The sequence below is a fragment of the Frateuria soli genome (genome assembly GCF_021117385.1).
Lineage (GTDB): Bacteria > Pseudomonadota > Gammaproteobacteria > Xanthomonadales > Rhodanobacteraceae > Frateuria_A > Frateuria_A soli.
Map to the genome: position 1 here is coordinate 1424223 of NZ_CP088252.1, position 18913 is coordinate 1443135.

Consider the following 18913-nt stretch of genomic DNA (forward strand, 5'->3'; position numbering starts at 1 on the left):
GCGGTACGACTTCACGCCGAGTTTAGCGCACAGCTGTTAGCCGGCCGAGACAGACTCGTCAGGAATTCACAGACGGGCAAGAAAGCCGCCGATGGCGCGGCTGTAGTTTGGGATGTCGACCAGGAACGCGTCGTGACCCTGCGGCGAGTCCAGCGCCACAAATTCGACCTTGGCCCCTGCGGCGGACAGGCCGGTGGCGATCTGCTCCTGCTGTTCGAGCGGGAACAGGATGTCGGTGCTGACGCCGATCACCAGTGCGCGCTCGATCCGGATGCGCTTCAGGCCTTCCATGGTGTCGCCGCCGCCGTATTCGCCGATATCGAACCAGTCGCTCGCGCGCGACAGATAGAGGTAGCAATTGGGATCGAAGCTGCGTACGAAGCGCTGGGCGTGGCCCTGCAGATAGGACTCGACCTGGAACTCGAAACCGAACGGTTCGTCCTCGCGCTTCTCCGGATCCAGCCGGATGCGCGCGAAACGGCCGTTCCACTCCATCGCGGAGCGGTAGGTGATCACGCCCAGCTTGCGGGCGATGCTCATGCCCATCTCGGGATAGCGATCGCCCTCGCCGTCATGGCCGCCCTCGAAGTGGATGTCGTAGTCGCCGCCATTCCATTTCGGGTCGAGCCGGATCGCCTCGCGCTGCAACGAGCGGATGGCGATGGCGAAAGGCTGCGCCTGCGGCGCGGTATCCACGCTGACGTGCGCGCGCACGCTACCCGGATGCAACACCATGTAGGCCAGTGCGCTCATGCCGCCCATCGAGCAGCCGATGAGGCAGGCCAGCCGTTCGATGCCCAGACCATGGCGTACCAGCTCGAAGGCGGCGTTGGCGACATCTTCCAGCGAGAGCTCAGGGAACGCCAGGCGGTAAGGCTCGCCGGTGGCCGGGTCGGTCGATGCGGGGCAGGTCGAGCCCTTGTCGCTGCCGAGCGAATTGACGCAGATGACGAACCAGCGGTCGGTGTCGATGGCCTTGCCTGGACCAAGCATTCCCTCCCACCAGCCCGGGCCGGGGTCCCCGGCGTTGGAGGCTGCGTGCGCGCTGGGGGAAAGGCCGGTGAGGATCAGCACGGCATTGCCACGGGCCGCATCGAGCTGCCCCCAGGTTTCGTACGCTATCCGTGCCCCATGCAACTGGCCGCCCCGCTTCATCGGAAACGGCGAGGGCAGGGCGTGGTAACGGCGTGCGTCGGGGGCTTGCGCGGTCATGGGTGGATCTTGTCGATGACGATCCGTACCGGGTCGGCCTGGTCCACCGGCACCACGCCGGCGTCACCCTCCAGATCGCCAGCCTGGGCGCTGGCCTGGCCGCTGGCGCTGATCCTTGCGCCGACGAACACCTTGTCCGCCAGGGAGAGCTTGAACTGGGGCGCCATCGCCATCGCATCGGTCAGGGTGACCGTGGCGGGCAACTGCGCGGCATCCAGGCGCGCTACGGCCAGCGGCATTGGCGGCCCCTGTTCAGCGCGTGCGTAGACGAACAACGCCGCGCCTGGCTGGAGCCTGTCGCGCAGCGCGGGGGCAAGCTGGACCTGTACCGTGAGATGGGGACCCTCGGTGCTGGCGGCGGAAGCCGGCTTTGCGCCGGCGCGCGCCTCGGCCACGGCGATCTGCTCGGTCACCGCCTTGGCTACGTTGGAGCCGGGATCAAGCAGCGGTTGCAGGCGACGCCAGGTGGCGGCTGAGGCGGCGTAGTCATCGTGCTGGAACTGGCTGATGCCGAGCAGCCACAGGCCGCGCTGGTTGGTCGGATCCGCGGCCACCGCCTGCTTGAGCAAATCCAGGGCACGCCCCTCGATACGATGGTCGTCCCGCGCCATGGAATCGGCCTCGGCCCAGCCGACCATGGCCGCGGTGTTCTTCGGATCGAGGCGGAGCGCCTGGCCGTAGGCTTCGCGCGCCTGTGCGTTCTGGTGCAGCGCGGCCTCGGTCTGCGCCAGCAACATCCAGCCCTGCAGGTCGTCCGGCTGCTGCTTGAGGTGGTCCCGCAGCTCGGCGACGGCCTGGCCGATGTCCATGGACGGCGGGGCCGCCACGCCGTTCAAGGCTACCGGCGTGCCAACCATCAGGTACAACCCGCCAGCCGCCAGCGGTACCACGAAGGCCACCACGAGCACGAGTGCGAACAGGCCGCCCGGGCGACCCTGGCGGCGGCCATGCCGCACCAGTGGCCAGAGCAGCAGCGCGAGCGCCGCCGCGATCATCGCGGCAGCGATCAGGTAGAACGCGAGCTTCACCAATCGTCCCCTTGTTCGATCGTGGCGTTGTCGACCAGCCTGCTGTCGATGCGCGTGGCGCGACTGCGCCTGCGGATGGTCACCAGAACCACCGCGGCGCCCATCAGCAGGAACAGCGCAGGGCCGAACCACAGTAGCCAGGTGGACGGCTTGACCGGCGGGTCGTACAGCACGAAGTCGGAATAGCGGTCGACCAGGTATTGCTTGATCTGGTCGTCCGTCTTGCCTTGCTGCATCAGTCCGAAGACCTCGTGGCGCAGGTCGCGCGCCAGGTCGGCGTTGGAGTCGGCCAGGTTCTCGTTCTGGCAGACCAGGCAACGCAGCTGGCGGGTGAGGTTCTGGAAGCGGATTTCCTGCGCGTGGTCCTTGAACGGCAGCGGGTCGATGGCCTGGGCATGGGCCTGGGCCATGCCGGACAGAGCCAACACCAGAGCAAAAAGCAGTCGCAGGAACGCACCCTGTGCACGACCCAACCGCGCGGTAGCCTGCGGCCGCGCAAAGAATGCACTCGTGGGCAGGCACGCGGCGCTCATGGCGCCTCCTGCTTGAGCTGTGCGATCAGCGGCCTGAGTTCGCGCTCGATCACTTCGGGCGTGAACGGCCCGATGTGCTTGTAGCGGATCATGCCCCTGGCGTCGATCAGGAAGCTCTCCGGCGCGCCATACACGCCGAAGTCGATCGCGGTGCGACCGGGCTGGTCGGCGATCACGATGTCGTACGGGTTGCCGTGCCGGGCCAGCCAGGCCTTGGCGTCTTCAGGCGCATCCTTGTAGTCGTAGCCGACCAGCGGCACGCCCAGCGTGCGGCCTTCGGCCATCAGCACGGGATGCTCCTCGCCACAGGCGACGCACCAGCTGGCGAACACGTTGACCAGGTAGGGCTTGCCCAGCATGGAGGACTTGCTGACCATCCGGGCCGGATCGTCCAGCAGCGGGAGCGAGAACTCGGGCGCGGGCTTGCCGATCAGCGGCGAGGGCACCTCGCGCGGGTCGTGCTGCGTGTTCCACCAGATACCGAAGCCGAACAGACCCACCAGAAGCAGGAAGCCGATCAGCGGCAGCGAGCGGCTCATGCGCGCGACTCCTCCGCCGGGAGCACGGGCTCTGCCGCAACCCTGGCGGAGCGTTTGGCTCGGAAGCGCTTGTCCGCACCAGCCACGAAGCCACCCAGCATCATGAGCAGCCCACCGGCCCAGATCCAGCGCACGAACGGCTTGGCGTAGAGCCGCAGCGCCCAGGCGCCTTCGAGTTTGTTCGGGTCCATCGGTTCGCCCAGGGCCACGTAGAGGTCGCGGGTGATGCCAGGGTCGACCGCCGATTCGGTCTGCACCTGGCCGCGCGGGTAGGTGCGCTTCTGCGGATGCATCACGTCGATCGTCCTGCCGTCGCGCAAGACCGTGACCGTGCCCTGTTCGGCATGCCAGTTGGGACCACGCGTGGCGTCCACGCCGTCGAAGCGGAAGGTGTAGGCGCCCACGGTCTGCGTGTCACCCGGCGCCATGCGCACGTCGCGGGTGACGCTGAGCGACTCGGACAGCAATACGCCGACCAGGAACACACCCACTCCGAAGTGCGCCAGCAGCATGCCGGCCATCTCGGCAGGATAGCGACGCCCGCGCGGCATCTCGCGCCAGCGCTTGTAGACGTACAGCAGCGTGCCGACCCCACACCACACGGCCGCCGCCACGCCGGCGATCGCCTTGGCTTGGCCATGCACGAGGAAGGCCGCCACGATCGCACAGGCCACCGCGGCGATGGTCACGCGCAGCAGCACGCTCTTGAGCGGGGCGGCCTCGCTCTTGCCCCAGCGCAGGAACGGTCCGAACGGCAGCAGCAGCACCACCGGCAGCATCAGCAGAGGGAACAGGAAGCCGAAGTAGGGCGGGCCGACCGAGATCTTGCCCAGGTGCAGCGCGTCGCCGATCAGCGGGAACAGCGTGCCCAGCAGCACCATGGCCGCGGCCACCGTGAACATCAGGTTGGCGACCAGGATGACCGTTTCGCGCGAGAGCGGGGCGAATGCCTTGCCGCCGGCGACCTTCGGGGCGCGGACCGCGTACAGCAGCAGCGAACCGCCGATCACGATCGCCAGGAAGCCCAGGATGTACAGGCCGCGGCGCGGATCGGAGGCGAACGCATGCACGCTGGTCAGCACGCCCGAACGCACCAGGAACGTGCCCAGCAGCGAGAGCGAGAACGCAAAGATCGAGAGCAGGATGGTCCAGGCGCGCAGCGAGCCGCGCTTCTCCGTGACCGCCTGTGCGTGGATCAGCGCCACGCCCACCAGCCATGGCATGAAGCTGGCGTTCTCCACCGGGTCCCAGAACCACCAGCCGCCCCAGCCCAGCTCCGCGTAGGCCCACCAGCTGCCCGCGACGATGCCGCAGGTGAGGAAGCCCCAGGCCGCATTGGTCCAGGGTCGCGCCCAGCGCACCCAGCCTTGCTCCAGTGCGCCGCCGAGCAGCGCGGCAATGGAGAAGGCGAAGGCCACCGAGAAACCCACGTAGCCCATGTACAGCACGGGCGGGTGGAAGGTCATTCCCGGGTCCTGCAGCACCGGGTTCAGGTCGGCGCCGTCCGGCGGCATCGGCAGCAGGCGCGCGAACGGATTGGAGGTGAAGACGATGAACGCCAGGAAGCCGACCGCCACGATGCCGAGCACGCCAAGCACCCGGGCCAGGAACTCTTCGGGCAGTTGCCGGCTGAAGGCGGCCAGCGCCACCGTCCAGACGTTGAGGATCATCACCCACAGCAGCATCGAGCCCTCGTGCGCGCCCCACACCGCCGCGATGCGGTAGTACCAGGGCAGGGCGAGGTTCGAGTTGTCGGCCACGTACTGCACCGAGAAATCGAAGGTCAGGAAGGCCCATGCCAGCAGCCCGAACGCCACCGCCACGAACACCGCCTGGCCGGCGGCGGCGGGCCGCGCGATGGCCATCAGCGCCCGGTTGCCGCGCCATGCGCCGATCAGCGGCAGTACACCCTGCGCCAGGGCGAGCAGCATGGCGAGGATGAGGGCGAGCTGGCCGAGTTCGGGGGTCATTGCGGGGCCTCGTTGGCGGCCACGGCCTTGCCGTGGTGCGCCTTCTCCATGGCGTCCTTCAGTTCCTTGGGCATGTAGGTTTCATCGTGCTTGGCGAGCACCTCGGTGGCGACGAAATGGTCGCCAGCCATGTGCCCCGTGGCGATCACCGACTGGTTGTCGCGGAACAGGTCGGGAAGGATGCCGGTGTATTCGACCGGCATCGCGCCACCGGCGTCGACCACGGTGAAGCCGACCTTGAGCGAATCGCCCGAGCGCTGGATCGAGCCGGCCTTGACCATGCCGCCCAGGCGGAAGGTCTTGTAGGCCTCGGCCTGGCCCGAGCGCACCTGGCTCGGGGTGAACAGGTAGTTCATGTTCTGCTGCAGGGCGAACACGGTCAGGCCTACCGCCACCACGGCGGCGGCGAGCACGAGCAGGACGATGATCAGGCGGCGTTTGCGGGTCGGGTTCATGGGTTCACGGCCGGGGAGGCAGCGCGTTGCTGGCGCGCCGTTTGACGTGCCAGGCGCGCGCGAAGTTCACGCAGGTTGCGGCGGCGGCGCACGAGCGGGGAAATGAAATCGGCGAGCAGCACGAGGAAAAACACGGCATAAGCAGGCCACACGTACGCCGCGTAACCGCCCATCGCGAGGAACTGGCTCATGCCCGTTCTCCCGGCGCCTGTTCGCCGGTGGCGATCCTGCGTACCCAGTCCTTGCCGCCTTCGAGCTCCAGCAGATCGACGCGCACGCGCCCGAACAGGCTGGCGACGTAGTACAGCTTGGTCGCCACCATCATGGTCAGCAGCGGCCACAGCATGTCCATGCTGATCCTGGAGGGGCCCAGGATGCGCACGGTCGAGCCCTGGTGCAGCGTGTTCCACCAGTTCACCGAGAAGTGCACGATCGGTACGTTGATGATGCCGATGATGGCCAGGAAAGCCGCGGCGCGCGCGCCCTGGCGGCGATCCTCGAACGCGTGATACAGCCCGATCACGCCCAGGTACAGGAACAGGAGCACCAGCTCGGACGTCAACCGCGCGTCCCAGGTCCACCACGTGCCCCACATCGGCTTGCCCCACAGCGAACCGGTGACCAGGGTGATGAAGGTGAAGGCCGCGCCGACGGGGGCCGATTCCATCGCCACCGCCTCGGCCAGCTTGATCCGCCAGACCAGCGCGATGAACGAGGCCACCGCCATCACGCCATAGATGAACAGCCCCATCCAGGCGCTCGGCACGTGGATGAAGATGATCCGGTAGGCGTCGCCCTGCTGGTAGTCGGCCGGGGCCAGCACCAGACCGCCGTACAGCCCGATCGCGCCGGCGATCAGCGCCAGCGCCAGGAACCACGGCCGCAGCGTGCCGGCGAAGCGGTAGAAGGTCGGTGGCGAACCGAGCTTGTGCAACCAGAGGGGAATCCACTTGGACATCCGAGCCTCCCCTTGACCTCAAGATCGCCCGCGCCGGGCGCTGTTTGCCCGCGGGACGAGAAAAAACGGAGGCGTATGTGTCGATACGCGCCTGGATGATGACGCAGTCCCGCAGGCAAGCAGCCCCGACCCGGAGGCTTGCCGCACGGCCGCCATGCCTCGCGCCACCACCGGGCGGCCGCGCGACGGCAACGCGGGCGAACTTGAGGTCATGCGGAGGCTCATTTCAGGCGTCCAAGGCAATGCGAAGGGCGGCGGCGCAGGCAAGCGGTGCAAGCACCAGGGCGAGGACGAGCGCCGCGCCGAGCCAGGCGATCGGGGCCACCCACGGTAACCCCTGTTGGGCGGCCGCGACCGCACCTGCGGCAAAGATGACCACCGGCACGCACAGTGGCAGCAGCATCAGGGCGAGCAGCATACCAGAGCGCCGCGTCCCGGCCGTCAGCGCGACCAGCACGGCGCCCAGCAGGCTGAGCATGGGCGTGGCCAGCAGCAGCGCCAGCATGAGCACGCCCATCACCGGCACGGGCAGGTGCAGCATGCCGGCCAGCAGGGGCGCGATCACGATCAGCGGCAGCGCGGTGGTGAGCCAGTGCGCAAGGATCTTCATGCCCAGCATCAGCGCCAGCGGCTGCGGGGCGAGCACCAGTTGTTCCAGCGAGCCGTCCTCGATGTCGCTGCGGAACATGGCGTCGAGCGCCAGCAGCATGGCCAGCAGCACGGTGACCAGCACCACGCCACCGGCAATGCGTTGGAGCAGGGCGTCTTCCGGACCCAGCGCGAACGGGAACAGCGTGGCGACAATCAGCGCGTAGAGCACCGGCATGGCGATGTCGCCCCGGCTCCGCCAGGCGAGCGTGAGGTCTCGCCGCAGCACGGCGCCACAGGCGACCGCGAGGGACGTCCGGCTCATGCGGCCGGCTCCGGCTCAGGCAGGGGGCGCGCGAGCTCAGGCATGCATGCGGATCCGCTTGGGCTCGCCGCCGTGGAAGCTCACCGCGCCATGGCTGGTGACGAGCGCCGCGCCGCCCTGGGCGATGTGCGCCTCCAGCAGCCGGTTGACCAGCGCAATGCCCGCGCGATCCAGGTTCGCGTAGGGCTCGTCCAGCAGCCACAGTACGGCCGGAAGCAGTAGCAGGCGCGCCAGCGCGGCGCGCTTCTTCTGGCCCGCGGACAGGCGGCGCACCGGCTCGTCCTCGTAACCGGCCAGGCCGACCTCGGCCAGCACCGCGGCCGCGCTGCGTCCCTCGCGTGTGCCATGCAATCCCGCGGCGATGCGCAGGTTCTCGCGCGGGCTCATGTCCATCTTCAGGCCCAACTGGTGGCCCAGGAACAGCACCTCGCCGGCGTAGGCGTCGCGGCTCCAGGACTTCCCGCGCCAGTGCAGTTCGCCCTCGCCGACGTGCAGCAGCCCGGCCAGAAGCCGCAGCAGCGTGGTCTTGCCGCTGCCGTTGTCGCCCTCGACCAGCGCCAGTTCGCCTGCGTGCAGGGCGAAATCCAGCGGGCCGAACACGGGCTCGTCGGCGCGCAGGAAGGAAAGGCCCCGCGCTTGCAGCAGCGGGATGGCGTGGCTGGAGGTCATCCGGGGAATTGTCCGCAATGCGTGCGCGCCTTGTCCATGCGGTGCGGGGGCGCACCCGCCCCGCCGGAAGCCCGCCTCAGCGCACCTGCAACCCCGCCGCACCCGCGCCATGGCCGAACAGCCAGGCGTTCTGCCCGTAGCGGTTGCCCAATCGCTCCAGTGCGTCGGCGGAGATGCCCACGACCCAGAAGCTCGGTTCGCGCCAGCCATCCACGCCCTTGCCCAGCGCCGGATGGATGTCGAGCGAGCCGTCGGCCCGCAGGTCGGCCAGCAGGCGACGCTCGGCTTTGCGGTTGACCGCCGGCGGCTGCAGCCGGGAGCCGGGGTTCCAGGCGGTGAAGAAGCCCCAGTCGCGATCGCCGGCCACGGTCCGCAAGACCACCGGCAACGGTTCGCCGATGCGGATGACGGCTGCGCCGCCGGAACCCAGGCGCACGCGGTAGGCACTGTGGCGGTAGGCCTTCAGCAGCGCCTCATCCATGGCGCAGCGGCGGCAGGGGCGGCAGCGTGGCCTTGAGCGTCGCGACCGCGGCATCCAGCTCGACCGAGGCCGGATCGTTCGAATCGCGCAGCAGTTGCTCCAGCAGGATGTCCTGCGCCCGCCCGCGCTCGAGCGCGTAGGCGTACGGCAGGTGCGTGAAGGTGACCATGCGGTAGCGCGCCATGAAGTGTTCCGGCGCGGCCTTGGCCAGGCGCGCGCCGAGTTCGCGCTTGGCGAGGTAACGCGGATCGGCGACCGAGTCGCGCATCTCCACGTAGTTTTCCAGCGCCATCGCCGCGATCGCATCGGCGTCGGGCTGACGGATGCGCTGGAACTCGGCGAAGGCCTCGGCCGGATCGCTGCCCTCCAGCAGTCCGGCCAGCACCACCGTGTCCTCGAAACCGCAATTCATGCCCTGGCCGTGGAAGGGCACGATCGCGTGCGCCGCGTCGCCCACCAGCAACGCGCGGCCGCCCAGGTGCCAGCGTTCCAGGTAGAGCGTGGCCAGCGTACCGACCGGGTGCGCGTCGTAGTCCTCGGCAAAGCCGCGCAGCAGGGGCAGCAGGTCGGCGAAGTCGTTCCTGAAGAAACCCTCGGCCGCGCGCGCATCCGGCAGCGTGGCGAAGCTCGGGTGTGGCCCTTGCGCGGGCAGGAACAGCGTGACGGTGAAACTGCCCGCGGTATTGGGCAGCGCGATGCACATGTAGCCGCCGCGTGGCCAGATGTGCAGCGCGTTGGGTTCAATCGCGAACTGGTCGTGGCCGCCGCTGTCCTGGAGCAGCGCGGGCGGCAGCGTCGACGCGGGCGGGATCTCCAGTTCCTTGTAGCCGTGCCCCAGCCACTCGGTGCGCTCGCCCAGTGGGCGCCTGGCATTCATCGCCATGCGCAGGGCCGACCCCGCGCCGTCGGCACCGATCAGTACCGGGGCATCCGCTTCACGCTCGATGCCGTCGAGGTCGGCCACGCGCATGCGCCCGCCGTCGAAATCCGCAGACACCAGGCCCTGGCCGAAGTGGAAGCGCACTCCGGCCGCCTCGGCTGCATCCAGCAGCAGCATGTTCAGTCCGCCGCGGGACACCGACCAGATCACCTCGCTGTCGTCCACGCCATAACGCTGCAGGCCGCTGCGCCCATCGGTGGTGTGCACCATGCGTCCGCGCATCATCACGGCGTGCTGCAGGACCTCGTCGGCAAGGCCGGCGCTGCGTAACGCCTGCAGACCCCGTTCGGCCAGCGCCAGGTTGATGGAACGGCCACCGGTAAATCCGGCGACGCGCGGGTCGGGCCGCTTCTCGAACACGTCCACGGCGTAGCCGCGTCGCGCCAGTTGCCGGGCCAGCAGCGCGCCGACCAGGCCGCCGCCGATCAGGGTGAGGGAGGGTTTGCTGCTCATGGGCGATCCGTTGCGGGTATCGCCAGACTGTTCCGCAAGCGGGGCGGGGTTGCAATGCTTTGCAGGAGGGGCGGCTCCTGGCTTTCGCTCCCGCTCCGTCCGGGGAGAGGGTTGGGGAAGGGGTCGCTCTTGCGGAGAAGGTCGTCAGAACGAAGTTCTCGGTGGGACAACTATCGGAGCGGCGGTTCCCCGCGAGCCCCGGCCCCTCATCCCAACCTTCTCCCCGGAGGGGAGAAGGAGCGAAGGTCGTCCTGGCGGACGAGCGTCACTTGATAAGAGCTCGTTCAGCCCTTGCGGGTCTTGTTCGGTGGCGTTTGCGCGGCGGCGTCGAGAAAGCCGCGCTGCATGGTCTTCCATGCATCCAGGTTGCGCTCGGTCAGCTCGTTGAGCATGGACCAGGGCGTCTGGCCCATCAGGCTGTTGAGTTGCGCGCGGAACTGCTGTTGCTGGTCGAGGAAGACCTGCAGGCTGCGTTCCAGGTAAGGGCCCATGAACCCCTGCAGCGAGTCGCCGTAGAAACGGATGATCTGGCTGAGCAACTGCGGCGAGAGCATCGGCTGCCCCTTCTCCTCGTGCTCGGAGATGATCTGCAGCAGCACCGAGCGGGTCAGGTCCTCGCCGCTCTTGGCATCGCGGACCTCGAAGGATTCGCCATCCAGCACCAGCTGACGGACTTCTTCCAGCGTGATGTAGCTGGAGATTTCCGTGTCGTAGAGCCGGCGGTTCGGATACTTCTTGATGATGCGCAGTTTTTGTGCCATGCGGCACACGCTAGCAGAACGTATTGCGCTGCACCAGATATCCATGCTGCACGCCACGGTGCAGCAATCCGGTGGTTGTGGCCCTGCGTCAATGTCCCATCGCGCCACCCGCGCTGCCGAACGGCGGACGTGCGAACCAAAGGATCGGGATAAGCACCACGAACAGCACCGCGCAGCCGAAGAACACGTCGTTTACCGCCAGTGTAAGCGCCTCGCGGCTGAGCAACCGATCGACCAGGCCCAGGCTCTGCGTGTGCGACAGTCCCATGTGGGAAGCCTGTCCGATGAACCGGGTAGCCGCCGGGTGCGCCGGGCTGATGTATTCGGTCAGCGTGGCGTGGTGGTACTCGCCCCGGTGCTGCCAGAGCGTCACCGTCACCGCGGTTGAGATGCTCGAACCCATGGTGCGGCAGAAGTTGGACAGGCCCGTGGCGCTGGCGATCTGCTCTGGCGGCAGGCCCGAGAGGTAGATCTGGTTGAGCGGAATGAAGAAGCACGGGATGGCGATGCCCATCACGAAGCGCGGCAGCACCAGCGTGGAGAACGAGGCGGACGCATCGAAGGTGGAGAACCACCAGGAGGTGATCGCGAACACGATGAACGAGAAGGTCACCACGCCGCGCAGGTCCAGCTTGTCCATGTTGCGCCCCAGGATCGGCGCCATCAGGAACGCCAGGATGCCGACCGGCGCGGTGGCCAGGCCCGCCCAGGTCGCGGTGTAGTCCAGCGTTACCTGCAGCCACAGCGGGAAGACCACATTGATGCCGAAGAACGCGAACATGCCCAGTGTCAGCGCGATCACGCCCACGCTGAAATTGCGCTGCCGGAACAGCGACAGGTCCACCACCGGGTGCTTGGCGTGCAGCTCCCAAACGATGAGGAAGGTCAGGCATACCAGTGCGACGATGCCCAGCGTGAGGATCAGCGGGGAGGCGAACCAGTCGCGGTCATTGCCGTTGTCCAGCATGAACTGCAGCGCGCCCACGCCGACCACCAGCAGCGCGAGGCCGACCGCGTCGATCGGCGTCTTGGCGGTCTTCGTTTCGCGCTTGTGCAGCAGGCCCCAGGTGATCACCGCGGCGGCCAGACCCACCGGCAGGTTGATGTAGAAGATCCACGGCCAGGAGAAGTTGTCGGTAAGCCAGCCGCCCAGGATCGGGCCGAAAATCGGCGCCACCACCACGGTCATCGCCCACAGTGCCAGCGCAATGCCCTGCTTGGCCTTCGGATAGCTCGACAGCAACAGGGTGAGCGACAGCGCCACCATCGGACCCGATCCGGCGCCCTGCATCAGGCGCGCGATCACCAGCATCGGCATCGACGTGGCCAGCCCGCAGAGCATGGAGAAGGTGACGAACAGCAGCACCGAAACGACGAAGCTCCTTACCTCACCGAAGCGCCGCGCGATCCAGCCGGTGAGCGGCTGCATGATCGCGCTGGCCAGTGCGTAGGAGCTGATCGTCCAGGTGCCTTCGCTGGGACTGACGCCCAGACTGCCGGCGATGTGCGGCACGGCCACGTTGACGATGGTCATGTCCAGCACCTCCATGAAGGTGCTGAACGCGACGGCGATGGTGAGCAGCACCAGCGCGCCGCCGTGCAGGGGGGGCAGCGGCCTGGTGTCGGTGGGGTTGGCGGCCATCGGGCGGGGCCTTCGGTTACTTGGCGGAGCGGGGCAGGTTGGCCTGGATGATGTGCTGGGCCTCCTCGTCGGCCTTGCCCATCAGGCGGTCGTACACGTCGGTCTGCGCGACCGGCTGGCGCACCGGTGCCTGCGCCAGCACCGGGCCGCGATCTTCGGTGATGTCCACCGTCACCGTGGTCGACAGGCCCACGCGCAACGGGTGCCTGTCCAGTTCCCGGTTTTCCAGCGCGATGCGTACCGGTACGCGCTGCACCACCTTGATCCAGTTGCCGGTGGCGTTCTGCGCGGGCAGCAGCGAGAAGGCGCTGCCGGTGCCCGCGCCAAGGCCGACCACCTTGCCGTGGTATTCGACGTCGCCGCCATAGATGTCGGCTTCCACGGTGGCCGGCTGACCGATGCGGATGTGCTGCAGCTGGCCTTCCTTGAAGTTGGCGTCGATCCACAGGTCGTGCAGGGGCACCACCGTCATCAGCTGCTGGCCGGGCGCGATGCTGTTGCCGAGCTGCACGCTGCGCTGGGCCACGTAGCCGGATACCGGCGCCAGAATCGCGTTGCGCTGCGCCGCGATCCAGGCGGCGCGGAAGTTCGCGCGGGCCTGCAGCACGGCCGGGTTCTCGGCCACGTCGGTGCCCTCCACCGCGGCATGTGCCGCGGCGGCTTGCGCCCTGGCCGCCTCGAGCCCCGCACGCGCCTGCGCCACGCCGTCGCGCAGGTGCTGCACGATCTCGGGCGACTCGGCATGCGCAGCGAGCAACGGCAGGTGGCGCTTCAGGTCGGCTTCCAGCTTGCCCAGTTCCAGCTTGCGCGCGGTGACCTGCGCGTCGGCGCTGCTGGCCGAGCTGGTCTGCTGGCGCACGCCCCGGACCGCCTGCGCCAGCGCGCTGCGCGCCTGCGCGAGGCGCACCTGGGCGTCGGTCGGATCAAGCTTCACCAGCACCTGCCCGGCCTCCACGCGCTGCGTGTCGTCGGCCATGATCGCCACCACCGTGCCGGGTACCTGCGAGGAAATCGTGACCTGGTTGCCGCCCACGTACGCGTTGTCGGTCTTCTCGCGGTGCGAGAACACGAACAGCCACAGCAGCAGCCAGACGAGCGCGATCAGGATGAACACCGCCGCCACGATGAACAATGCGCGCCGGCGCTTGCGCGGGTTCTTCGCGGCCAGACCGCTGTCGTTGTCGGCGGACTTGTCGGCTTCAGTGGCGCTCATGGTCGGCTCCGGGAGAAGGGGAGTGGGATGCGGTTTGGGAACGGGGCTCGCTGCGGTAGCCGCCACCGAGCGCCTTGATCAGCGCCAGATCGGTAGCCAGCGCCTGCGCGTGGAGCTGGGTCGCTGCGTCGCGCTGCTGGAGCAGCACCAGTTCTGCGGCGAGGCTTTCGCGGGCGTCGCGCACACCCTGGCGCAGGCGTGCCTTGGCGTGCGTGAGCAGACGCTCGTCCGCGGCGAGCTGAGCTTGCTGCTGGTCGCGTTGCGCAGCGAGCTGTTCGGCGCCCAGCGCCTGAGTGGCGACGTCGCGGGCAGCGGCCAACACCGTGCTGCGGTATTGCGCCACGGCGCTGTCCAACTTCGCGCGGCTGAGGCCGTAGTTCGCTTCCAGCGCGCCGCCTTCGAAGATCGGCAGGTGCAGCGCGGGCGTCACCGCGAAGACACGGCTGCCGGCCGTGAACAGCTTGCCCATGTCGATGCTGGACAGGCCGGCCAGTGCGGTGATGCTGAGGTCGGGAAAGAACTGCGCGCGCGCCACATCGGTCTGCTTGAGGGCCGCTTCGACCTGCCAGCGGCTCGCGGCGATGTCGGGCCGGCGGGCGATGAGGTCCAGGCTGGCGTTGTCAGGCAGCCCGGGGGCGACGGCGGGCAGCGGACGGGCCCGGAGCTGCGGCAGTTCGGCCGGGGCCACGCCCAGCAGCGAGGCGAGCACGACGCGGCGCACCTTGGCCGAACCCTCGATCGCGGTGCGCATCTGCCTCAGCTGCGCCCGTTGCGCCTGCGCCTGTTCCGCGGTGTCCGCCAGGTCCACGCCCTGGCGGACGCGCAACCGGGCGATGTCCAGCAATTGCTCCGCGGCGGCCAGCGACCGGTCGGCCAACGCGAGCCGGGCCTGGTCGGCCTGCCAGCCGAAATAGGTGTCGGCCACCGCGTACTGCAGCGCCAGCGCCGCCGCGCCCTGTTGCGCTTCGGCCGCGTGCGTCTGGTCCAGTGCCGCCTCGACGGTTGCGCGCTTCCTGCCCCACCAGTCGAAGTCGTACTTCAGCTGCGCGCCGAGGTCGGCCTGGCTGTACCAGGTGAAGCCGAGGAACCTGGACGGGATCAGGCCGTGCTCGCTCATGCGCTGGCGCGAGTACTGCACGTTGCCGTCGATGGTCAGGCCCATCTGCGCGGCAGCCAGGCGCGCGGACTGTTCGGCGTTCTGTACGCGGCTCTGCGCGAGCGCGAGATCCGGCGACTGGCGCAGGGCGCGGTCCATCAGATCATCAAGCTGGGGGTCGTCGTAGGCGCGCCACCACAGCGCATCAGGCCAGCCGGCGCGCGTGGAGGTATCGAGGCCGGCGAGCGGCACGTCGTCGCCAAGCTGCGGCGAGGTCAGCCTGGCCGGCGGGGTGGCGCATGCGGCCAGCGCCAGCACGATCGCCGCGGCCAGCGCGGTACGAAGGCGAAGCAGGGCAGGTTTCATGGTGCGTCCTTCGGAGATGCGACCTGGGCCAGCCGGTCGAGGTTGTCGGCGAGCTTGCGCAGCAGGCGACTGAAGTTGCGTTTGTCGGCGTCGTTGAACCCGGCAAACGCCGCGCCGCACGGGGGGAAGAGTGCAGGCAGAAGCTGCTGCACGAAGTTCCGGCCCGCGGGCGTAATCAGGATTTCGACCTGTCGCCGGTCCTGTTCGCTCGGGCTGCGCCTGATCAATCCGCGCTCGACCAGCGCATTGGCGATCCGCGTCATGTTGGTGGCGCCCAGCGAAGTGAACTCGCACAGCTGCCCGGGAGTCGAGGCGCCGCCGGGGCGGCTGTACAGGAACATCAGGGTCAGAAATTCGCTGTGGTTGATCCGGTGCGGCTTGAGTTCGCCTTCGAGTACCTCGTCAACGCGACGGGCAACCATCAGCAGCAGACGGGTGAGCCGCGCCTCCGCCGCCGGCATGCCGGGGATGGCTTCGCTCACCCGGCCGATCCCCTCGTCCATCATCACGATGCAATCGCCAAGGCGCGCCATTTCACCAGCTCATATTTCACCAGTGAAATAAAATAGCGCGGCCACCCGATGGGGGCAAGAACCGGAATTACCGCGGGATGCGCGCCCCGGGTGCAGGCCGCGACGCGCGTCTGCGGTCGCGTCCGGGTGGGCGCCTCTACAAGGAACGGTTCGCGATCGCCATGCCGAACAGGCGGAAGGCGTTCGCCGTAGTGGCCGCGGCAATGGACTCGGGCGGCTCGCCACGCAGCTCCGCAATCGCCTGTAGCGTCTCCAGCATGCGAGCCGGCTCATTGCGCGCGCCCTGGTGCCCGGCGTTGGGCTGGTCGGGCGCGTCGGTCTCCAGCAGCAGGTTGTCGATCGGCATCGTGGCGACCAGGTGGCGCAGGCGCTTCGCGCGCGGGTAGGTGACCGGGCCGCCCATGCCGAGCATGAAGCCCATGTCGTAGAGGCGCTCGGCCTGTTGCCCGCTTCCGGCGAAACTGTGCACCACACCGCGAAGGCCAGGGAAACGTCGCAGGGCAAGCACGACCTCTTCGACCGCGCGGCGCGCGTGTACGATCACCGGCAACCCGAACTCGGTGGCCAGTGCCAGTTGTTCTTCGAAGTAGAACTGCTGCTGTCCGCGGTCGAGCGTATCGACGTAGAAGTCCAGGCCGATCTCGCCCAGCGCAACCACATCGTCCCCAACGAGGCGTTCACGCAGCAGGCCCAGGTGTTCCGGACGGTGTCGTGCGAGGAACAGCGGGTGCAGGCCGTAGGCCGGGTACAGTCCGTCGTGCCGGCGGCACAATGCTTCGATCCGTGGCCAGCTCGCGGCGTCGACCCCGGGCACCACCATCAGCCGTACGCCCGCCCCGGCGGCACGCTCCAGTACCTGCCCCCGGTCGTCGTCGAAGCTGGCGTCGTCGAGGTGGACGTGACTGTCGACCAGCCAGGCAGGCTGCGGATGTGAGGGTTCCGTCACGCGTTCGTCATCCGGGGGTCGCATGGGAGAGAATGTCTAGGGCCGATTCAGTATGGCGAAGGTTCAATGCTTCCGCAGGTGAATGGTGGGCGCATGGCGCGTAAACCGCACCGTAACGAAACGAAGGAGATGCAAGTCATGAACAGGTTGATGGTCAATGCGCTTCAGGTGGGGATCGCGGCAGCGCTCGCGGTGGGCATTTCGGCTTGCAACCGCGACGCAAGCGCCGATGCCGGCCTGGCCAACGCCGCGTCCAGCGCCAACGCGGACAACGGCGTCAAGTACGCACGCGTGGTCAGCGTCGATCCGGTGCGCAAGACGGTGAACAACCCGCGCCAGGTGTGCCACGACGAGGTGGTCACGCACAGTGAACCGCCGAAGGATCAGCACCAGATCGCCGGCACGGCGATCGGCGCGGTTGCCGGTGGCCTGCTCGGCCACCAGGTCGGCGGCGGCAAGGGCAAGACCCTGGCGACGGTAGCCGGCGCGGTAGCCGGCGGCTATGCCGGCAAGAAGATCCAGGAGAACCGCCAGCAGGCCAAGGTCTCCACCTCGACCGAGCGCAAGTGCGAGACGGTCAACGACAGCAGCACCAAGGTGGTCGGCTACGACGTGCGCTACGAGTACAACGGCGCCACCCGCACGGTGCGCATGGACCACGATCCGGGTGACCGCGTCCAGGTGCAGGAAGGCGTCGTCGCCGTTTCCGACGCGCAGTGAGAAGCTGACACAACCTATGCGGTCCATGGACGGACCGCGCGCGATGATCGGCTCCTCACACACACCGAGGAGTCGCGTCATGACGTTCGAACGCAATCGCAACTTCGCGCTGGCCGCCGCACTGGCTGGCAGTCTCGTCCTCGGTGGCTGTGCCTCGGGGCCGTACGACAACGGCGGCTACAACAATCGCGGCTATCAGACCTCCGGCTACGGCAGCACGCGCTGCGAGAACTGCGGCGTAGTGCAGGACGTGCAGCAGGTTTCCATCGAAGGTGACAACAATGCCACGCTCGGCACCGTGATCGGTGCCGTGGCCGGTGGTGTGCTCGGTCACCAGGTCGGTGGCGGCAAGGGCAAGCAGGCGGCCACCGTTGCCGGCGCCGTTGCCGGCGGCGTGGTCGGCCACGAGGTCGGCAAACGCTCGGGCGGCGGGCAGCAACTGGGCTGGCGCGTCACGCTACGGTTGAACAACGGCCAGTACGCAACCGTGACCCAGAAGGAAGATCCTGGTCTTCGTGTCGGGGACTATGCCCAGATCCGCGGTGACCACGTCTACCCGATGTAGCCGTCCAGACGTAAAGACGTCCAAAAAAAAGGCCCTCTAGCGAGGGCCTTTTGCTGTCGGAAGTTGCTGTCGGAAACGTAATCAGTTGACCGCGTAGAAACGATGCTCGCCGATAGTGGTGCTGGTGTGATTGAGTGACCAGGCCGGTGCGATCGCCACGGTGGCGAAGTGGTCCGCATGCGGCACGAGCAACTGGCGTTGGGCGAGCGGTCGGGCCCAGTTTTCCATCGAATAGCCGGCGACCTTCCAGGCTTTGGTGAATGCCTTGAAGTTGGCGATGTCGTAGGAGCCGGGCGTGGCGGTGATGGCGAACTGGTGGGGGGCGGCTACCACTTTGCAGACGGTATCGCCCCAGCGGCCGCGTTCGCGGCGGCGCAGTGCGACTTCCGCCACCGCGAGTTGACCGATGGTCGACTCGCTGCGGGCCTCCAGATACACGGTCGTCGCCAGGCATGCCTGATCGGCGATCGGCTGGGGCAGTACGGACGTCAGCCACAACAGCATGGAAAGTTTCATTCTCTGCCTCCAACGTGCTGTACGCCGGGATGAAACTTCCATCTCGTGCGCCGTTGCGGTGGACGGGCGGGCAGGCCGTTACCACCTGGATGAATCGTTGCGACCGAAACGAGAGTCGCGACGCTTTGCCACGGGGATGTGGCGTTGGGCCGACTGGTCCGGAGCCGGCGTGGTCGTTTTGCGCGCGCACTGTCGATCGCGACCGTCGGCGGTCTGCGGAATTGCGCTGCTGCTTGGATTGTCACCGCGTGGAGCGGTTGTTCCATCCGGCGATCTTTCTGCCGGGTCGCGCCGATCCGGACCCCTCCGGTTCGTCGCGTGCAGATACCCGTAGGCGATGGGCATCAATCGAGATTCCGCGGGAGGGTAGTGGCGGCAAAGCCGGCTGGCAAGTGCCGGTCCGG

21 protein-coding genes are annotated in these 18913 nt (G+C 68.1%); 2 read left to right on the forward strand and 19 right to left on the reverse strand.

The annotated features are described in order from the left end of the window. Positions 1-66: 66 nt before the first annotated feature. The 18 genes from metX to LQ771_RS06645 all read right to left on the reverse strand — a co-directional run bounded on the left by metX (position 67) and on the right by LQ771_RS06645 (position 16708). Entirely contained in the window at positions 67-1212 is a 1146-nt protein-coding gene (gene metX / locus LQ771_RS06560) for a homoserine O-acetyltransferase MetX (RefSeq protein ID WP_231351546.1), read from the reverse strand. Next, positions 1209-2240: a tetratricopeptide repeat protein gene (locus tag LQ771_RS06565; RefSeq protein ID WP_231351547.1), complete on the reverse strand. Its 1032-nt coding sequence runs from the start codon at positions 2238-2240 to the stop codon at positions 1209-1211. Before LQ771_RS06565 ends, metX begins: the two co-directional genes overlap by 4 nt. After that, a complete protein-coding gene (locus LQ771_RS06570; protein WP_231351865.1) occupies positions 2237-2650 on the reverse strand; it encodes a cytochrome c-type biogenesis protein in 414 nt (137 codons plus the stop codon). The genes LQ771_RS06565 and LQ771_RS06570 overlap by 4 nt, the downstream gene beginning before the upstream one ends. Positions 2651-2769: 119 nt before the next feature. Next, positions 2770-3312, reverse strand: a complete 543-nt coding sequence (locus LQ771_RS06575; protein ID WP_231351548.1) for a DsbE family thiol:disulfide interchange protein — start codon at positions 3310-3312, stop codon at positions 2770-2772. Continuing rightward, positions 3309-5282 (reverse strand): heme lyase CcmF/NrfE family subunit, encoded by a 1974-nt coding sequence (locus LQ771_RS06580; protein WP_231351549.1) that lies wholly within the window; start codon positions 5280-5282, stop codon positions 3309-3311. The genes LQ771_RS06575 and LQ771_RS06580 overlap by 4 nt, the downstream gene beginning before the upstream one ends. After that, positions 5279-5737: a cytochrome c maturation protein CcmE gene (ccmE, locus tag LQ771_RS06585; protein ID WP_231351550.1), complete on the reverse strand. Its 459-nt coding sequence runs from the start codon at positions 5735-5737 to the stop codon at positions 5279-5281. Before ccmE ends, LQ771_RS06580 begins: the two co-directional genes overlap by 4 nt. Then, the gene (ccmD, locus tag LQ771_RS06590; protein WP_231351551.1) at positions 5734-5928 is read right to left on the reverse strand and encodes a heme exporter protein CcmD; all 195 of its coding nucleotides are present in this window, start codon (positions 5926-5928) and stop codon (positions 5734-5736) included. The genes ccmE and ccmD overlap by 4 nt, the downstream gene beginning before the upstream one ends. After that, a complete protein-coding gene (locus tag LQ771_RS06595) occupies positions 5925-6695 on the reverse strand; it encodes a heme ABC transporter permease (protein ID WP_231351552.1) in 771 nt (256 codons plus the stop codon). Before LQ771_RS06595 ends, ccmD begins: the two co-directional genes overlap by 4 nt. Before the next feature lie 226 nt (positions 6696-6921). Then, positions 6922-7608, reverse strand: a complete 687-nt coding sequence (gene ccmB, locus LQ771_RS06600) for a heme exporter protein CcmB (RefSeq protein WP_231351553.1) — start codon at positions 7606-7608, stop codon at positions 6922-6924. Positions 7609-7644: 36 nt separating this feature from the next. Next, positions 7645-8277: a cytochrome c biogenesis heme-transporting ATPase CcmA gene (gene ccmA, locus LQ771_RS06605; protein ID WP_231351554.1), complete on the reverse strand. Its 633-nt coding sequence runs from the start codon at positions 8275-8277 to the stop codon at positions 7645-7647. Between the two features lie 76 nt (positions 8278-8353). Then, positions 8354-8758, reverse strand: a complete 405-nt coding sequence (locus tag LQ771_RS06610) for a DUF3293 domain-containing protein (protein WP_231351555.1) — start codon at positions 8756-8758, stop codon at positions 8354-8356. Beyond that, positions 8751-10151: an FAD-dependent oxidoreductase gene (locus tag LQ771_RS06615; RefSeq protein WP_231351556.1), complete on the reverse strand. Its 1401-nt coding sequence runs from the start codon at positions 10149-10151 to the stop codon at positions 8751-8753. The genes LQ771_RS06610 and LQ771_RS06615 overlap by 8 nt, the downstream gene beginning before the upstream one ends. A gap of 284 nt (positions 10152-10435) precedes the next feature. After that, on the reverse strand, positions 10436-10912 hold the full coding sequence (gene phaR / locus LQ771_RS06620; protein ID WP_231351557.1) for a polyhydroxyalkanoate synthesis repressor PhaR: 477 nt from the start codon (positions 10910-10912) through the stop codon (positions 10436-10438). An 88-nt stretch (positions 10913-11000) separates the two neighbouring features. After that, positions 11001-12554 carry a DHA2 family efflux MFS transporter permease subunit gene (locus LQ771_RS06625; RefSeq protein WP_231351558.1) on the reverse strand — a complete coding sequence of 518 codons (1554 nt, stop codon included), beginning with the start codon at positions 12552-12554 and terminating at the stop codon, positions 11001-11003. Between the two features lie 16 nt (positions 12555-12570). Beyond that, positions 12571-13767, reverse strand: a complete 1197-nt coding sequence (locus LQ771_RS06630; RefSeq protein WP_231351559.1) for an HlyD/EmrA/EmrK family protein — start codon at positions 13765-13767, stop codon at positions 12571-12573. Then, entirely contained in the window at positions 13754-15229 is a 1476-nt protein-coding gene (locus LQ771_RS06635; RefSeq protein WP_231351560.1) for an efflux transporter outer membrane subunit, read from the reverse strand. The genes LQ771_RS06630 and LQ771_RS06635 overlap by 14 nt, the downstream gene beginning before the upstream one ends. Continuing rightward, the gene (locus LQ771_RS06640; protein WP_231351561.1) at positions 15226-15762 is read right to left on the reverse strand and encodes a MarR family winged helix-turn-helix transcriptional regulator; all 537 of its coding nucleotides are present in this window, start codon (positions 15760-15762) and stop codon (positions 15226-15228) included. The genes LQ771_RS06635 and LQ771_RS06640 overlap by 4 nt, the downstream gene beginning before the upstream one ends. Before the next feature lie 136 nt (positions 15763-15898). After that, positions 15899-16708, reverse strand: a complete 810-nt coding sequence (locus tag LQ771_RS06645; RefSeq protein WP_231351562.1) for a TatD family hydrolase — start codon at positions 16706-16708, stop codon at positions 15899-15901. A 138-nt stretch (positions 16709-16846) separates the two neighbouring features. Between LQ771_RS06645 and LQ771_RS06650 the strand changes: the two genes are divergently transcribed. Both LQ771_RS06650 and LQ771_RS06655 read left to right on the forward strand, forming a co-directional pair. Then, positions 16847-17428 (forward strand): glycine zipper 2TM domain-containing protein, encoded by a 582-nt coding sequence (locus LQ771_RS06650; RefSeq protein WP_231351563.1) that lies wholly within the window; start codon positions 16847-16849, stop codon positions 17426-17428. Positions 17429-17507: 79 nt separating this feature from the next. After that, entirely contained in the window at positions 17508-17993 is a 486-nt protein-coding gene (locus LQ771_RS06655; RefSeq protein WP_231351564.1) for an outer membrane lipoprotein, read from the forward strand. An 81-nt stretch (positions 17994-18074) separates the two neighbouring features. Here LQ771_RS06655 and LQ771_RS06660 read toward each other — a convergent pair whose 3' ends face one another. Next, a complete protein-coding gene (locus tag LQ771_RS06660; protein ID WP_231351565.1) occupies positions 18075-18497 on the reverse strand; it encodes a cell wall hydrolase in 423 nt (140 codons plus the stop codon). Positions 18498-18913: the final 416 nt, after the last annotated feature.

Coding starts and splice junctions, on each gene's coding strand:
- LQ771_RS06615 (WP_231351556.1), bottom strand. CDS start 10,151: ATGAGCAGCAAACCCTCCCTCACCCTGATCGGCGGCGGCCTGGTCGGC.
- ccmE (WP_231351550.1), bottom strand. CDS start 5,737: ATGAACCCGACCCGCAAACGCCGCCTGATCATCGTCCTGCTCGTGCTC.
- LQ771_RS06640 (WP_231351561.1), bottom strand. CDS start 15,762: ATGGCGCGCCTTGGCGATTGCATCGTGATGATGGACGAGGGGATCGGC.
- LQ771_RS06660 (WP_231351565.1), bottom strand. CDS start 18,497: ATGCTGTTGTGGCTGACGTCCGTACTGCCCCAGCCGATCGCCGATCAG.
- phaR (WP_231351557.1), bottom strand. CDS start 10,912: ATGGCACAAAAACTGCGCATCATCAAGAAGTATCCGAACCGCCGGCTC.
- LQ771_RS06650 (WP_231351563.1), top strand. CDS start 16,847: ATGAACAGGTTGATGGTCAATGCGCTTCAGGTGGGGATCGCGGCAGCG.
- LQ771_RS06580 (WP_231351549.1), bottom strand. CDS start 5,282: ATGACCCCCGAACTCGGCCAGCTCGCCCTCATCCTCGCCATGCTGCTC.
- ccmB (WP_231351553.1), bottom strand. CDS start 7,608: ATGAGCCGGACGTCCCTCGCGGTCGCCTGTGGCGCCGTGCTGCGGCGA.
- LQ771_RS06630 (WP_231351559.1), bottom strand. CDS start 13,767: ATGAGCGCCACTGAAGCCGACAAGTCCGCCGACAACGACAGCGGTCTG.
- LQ771_RS06570 (WP_231351865.1), bottom strand. CDS start 2,650: ATGGCCCAGGCCCATGCCCAGGCCATCGACCCGCTGCCGTTCAAGGAC.
- metX (WP_231351546.1), bottom strand. CDS start 1,212: ATGACCGCGCAAGCCCCCGACGCACGCCGTTACCACGCCCTGCCCTCG.
- LQ771_RS06610 (WP_231351555.1), bottom strand. CDS start 8,758: ATGGATGAGGCGCTGCTGAAGGCCTACCGCCACAGTGCCTACCGCGTG.
- LQ771_RS06635 (WP_231351560.1), bottom strand. CDS start 15,229: ATGAAACCTGCCCTGCTTCGCCTTCGTACCGCGCTGGCCGCGGCGATC.
- ccmA (WP_231351554.1), bottom strand. CDS start 8,277: ATGACCTCCAGCCACGCCATCCCGCTGCTGCAAGCGCGGGGCCTTTCC.
- LQ771_RS06625 (WP_231351558.1), bottom strand. CDS start 12,554: ATGGCCGCCAACCCCACCGACACCAGGCCGCTGCCCCCCCTGCACGGC.
- LQ771_RS06655 (WP_231351564.1), top strand. CDS start 17,508: ATGACGTTCGAACGCAATCGCAACTTCGCGCTGGCCGCCGCACTGGCT.
- ccmD (WP_231351551.1), bottom strand. CDS start 5,928: ATGAGCCAGTTCCTCGCGATGGGCGGTTACGCGGCGTACGTGTGGCCT.
- LQ771_RS06595 (WP_231351552.1), bottom strand. CDS start 6,695: ATGTCCAAGTGGATTCCCCTCTGGTTGCACAAGCTCGGTTCGCCACCG.
- LQ771_RS06575 (WP_231351548.1), bottom strand. CDS start 3,312: ATGAGCCGCTCGCTGCCGCTGATCGGCTTCCTGCTTCTGGTGGGTCTG.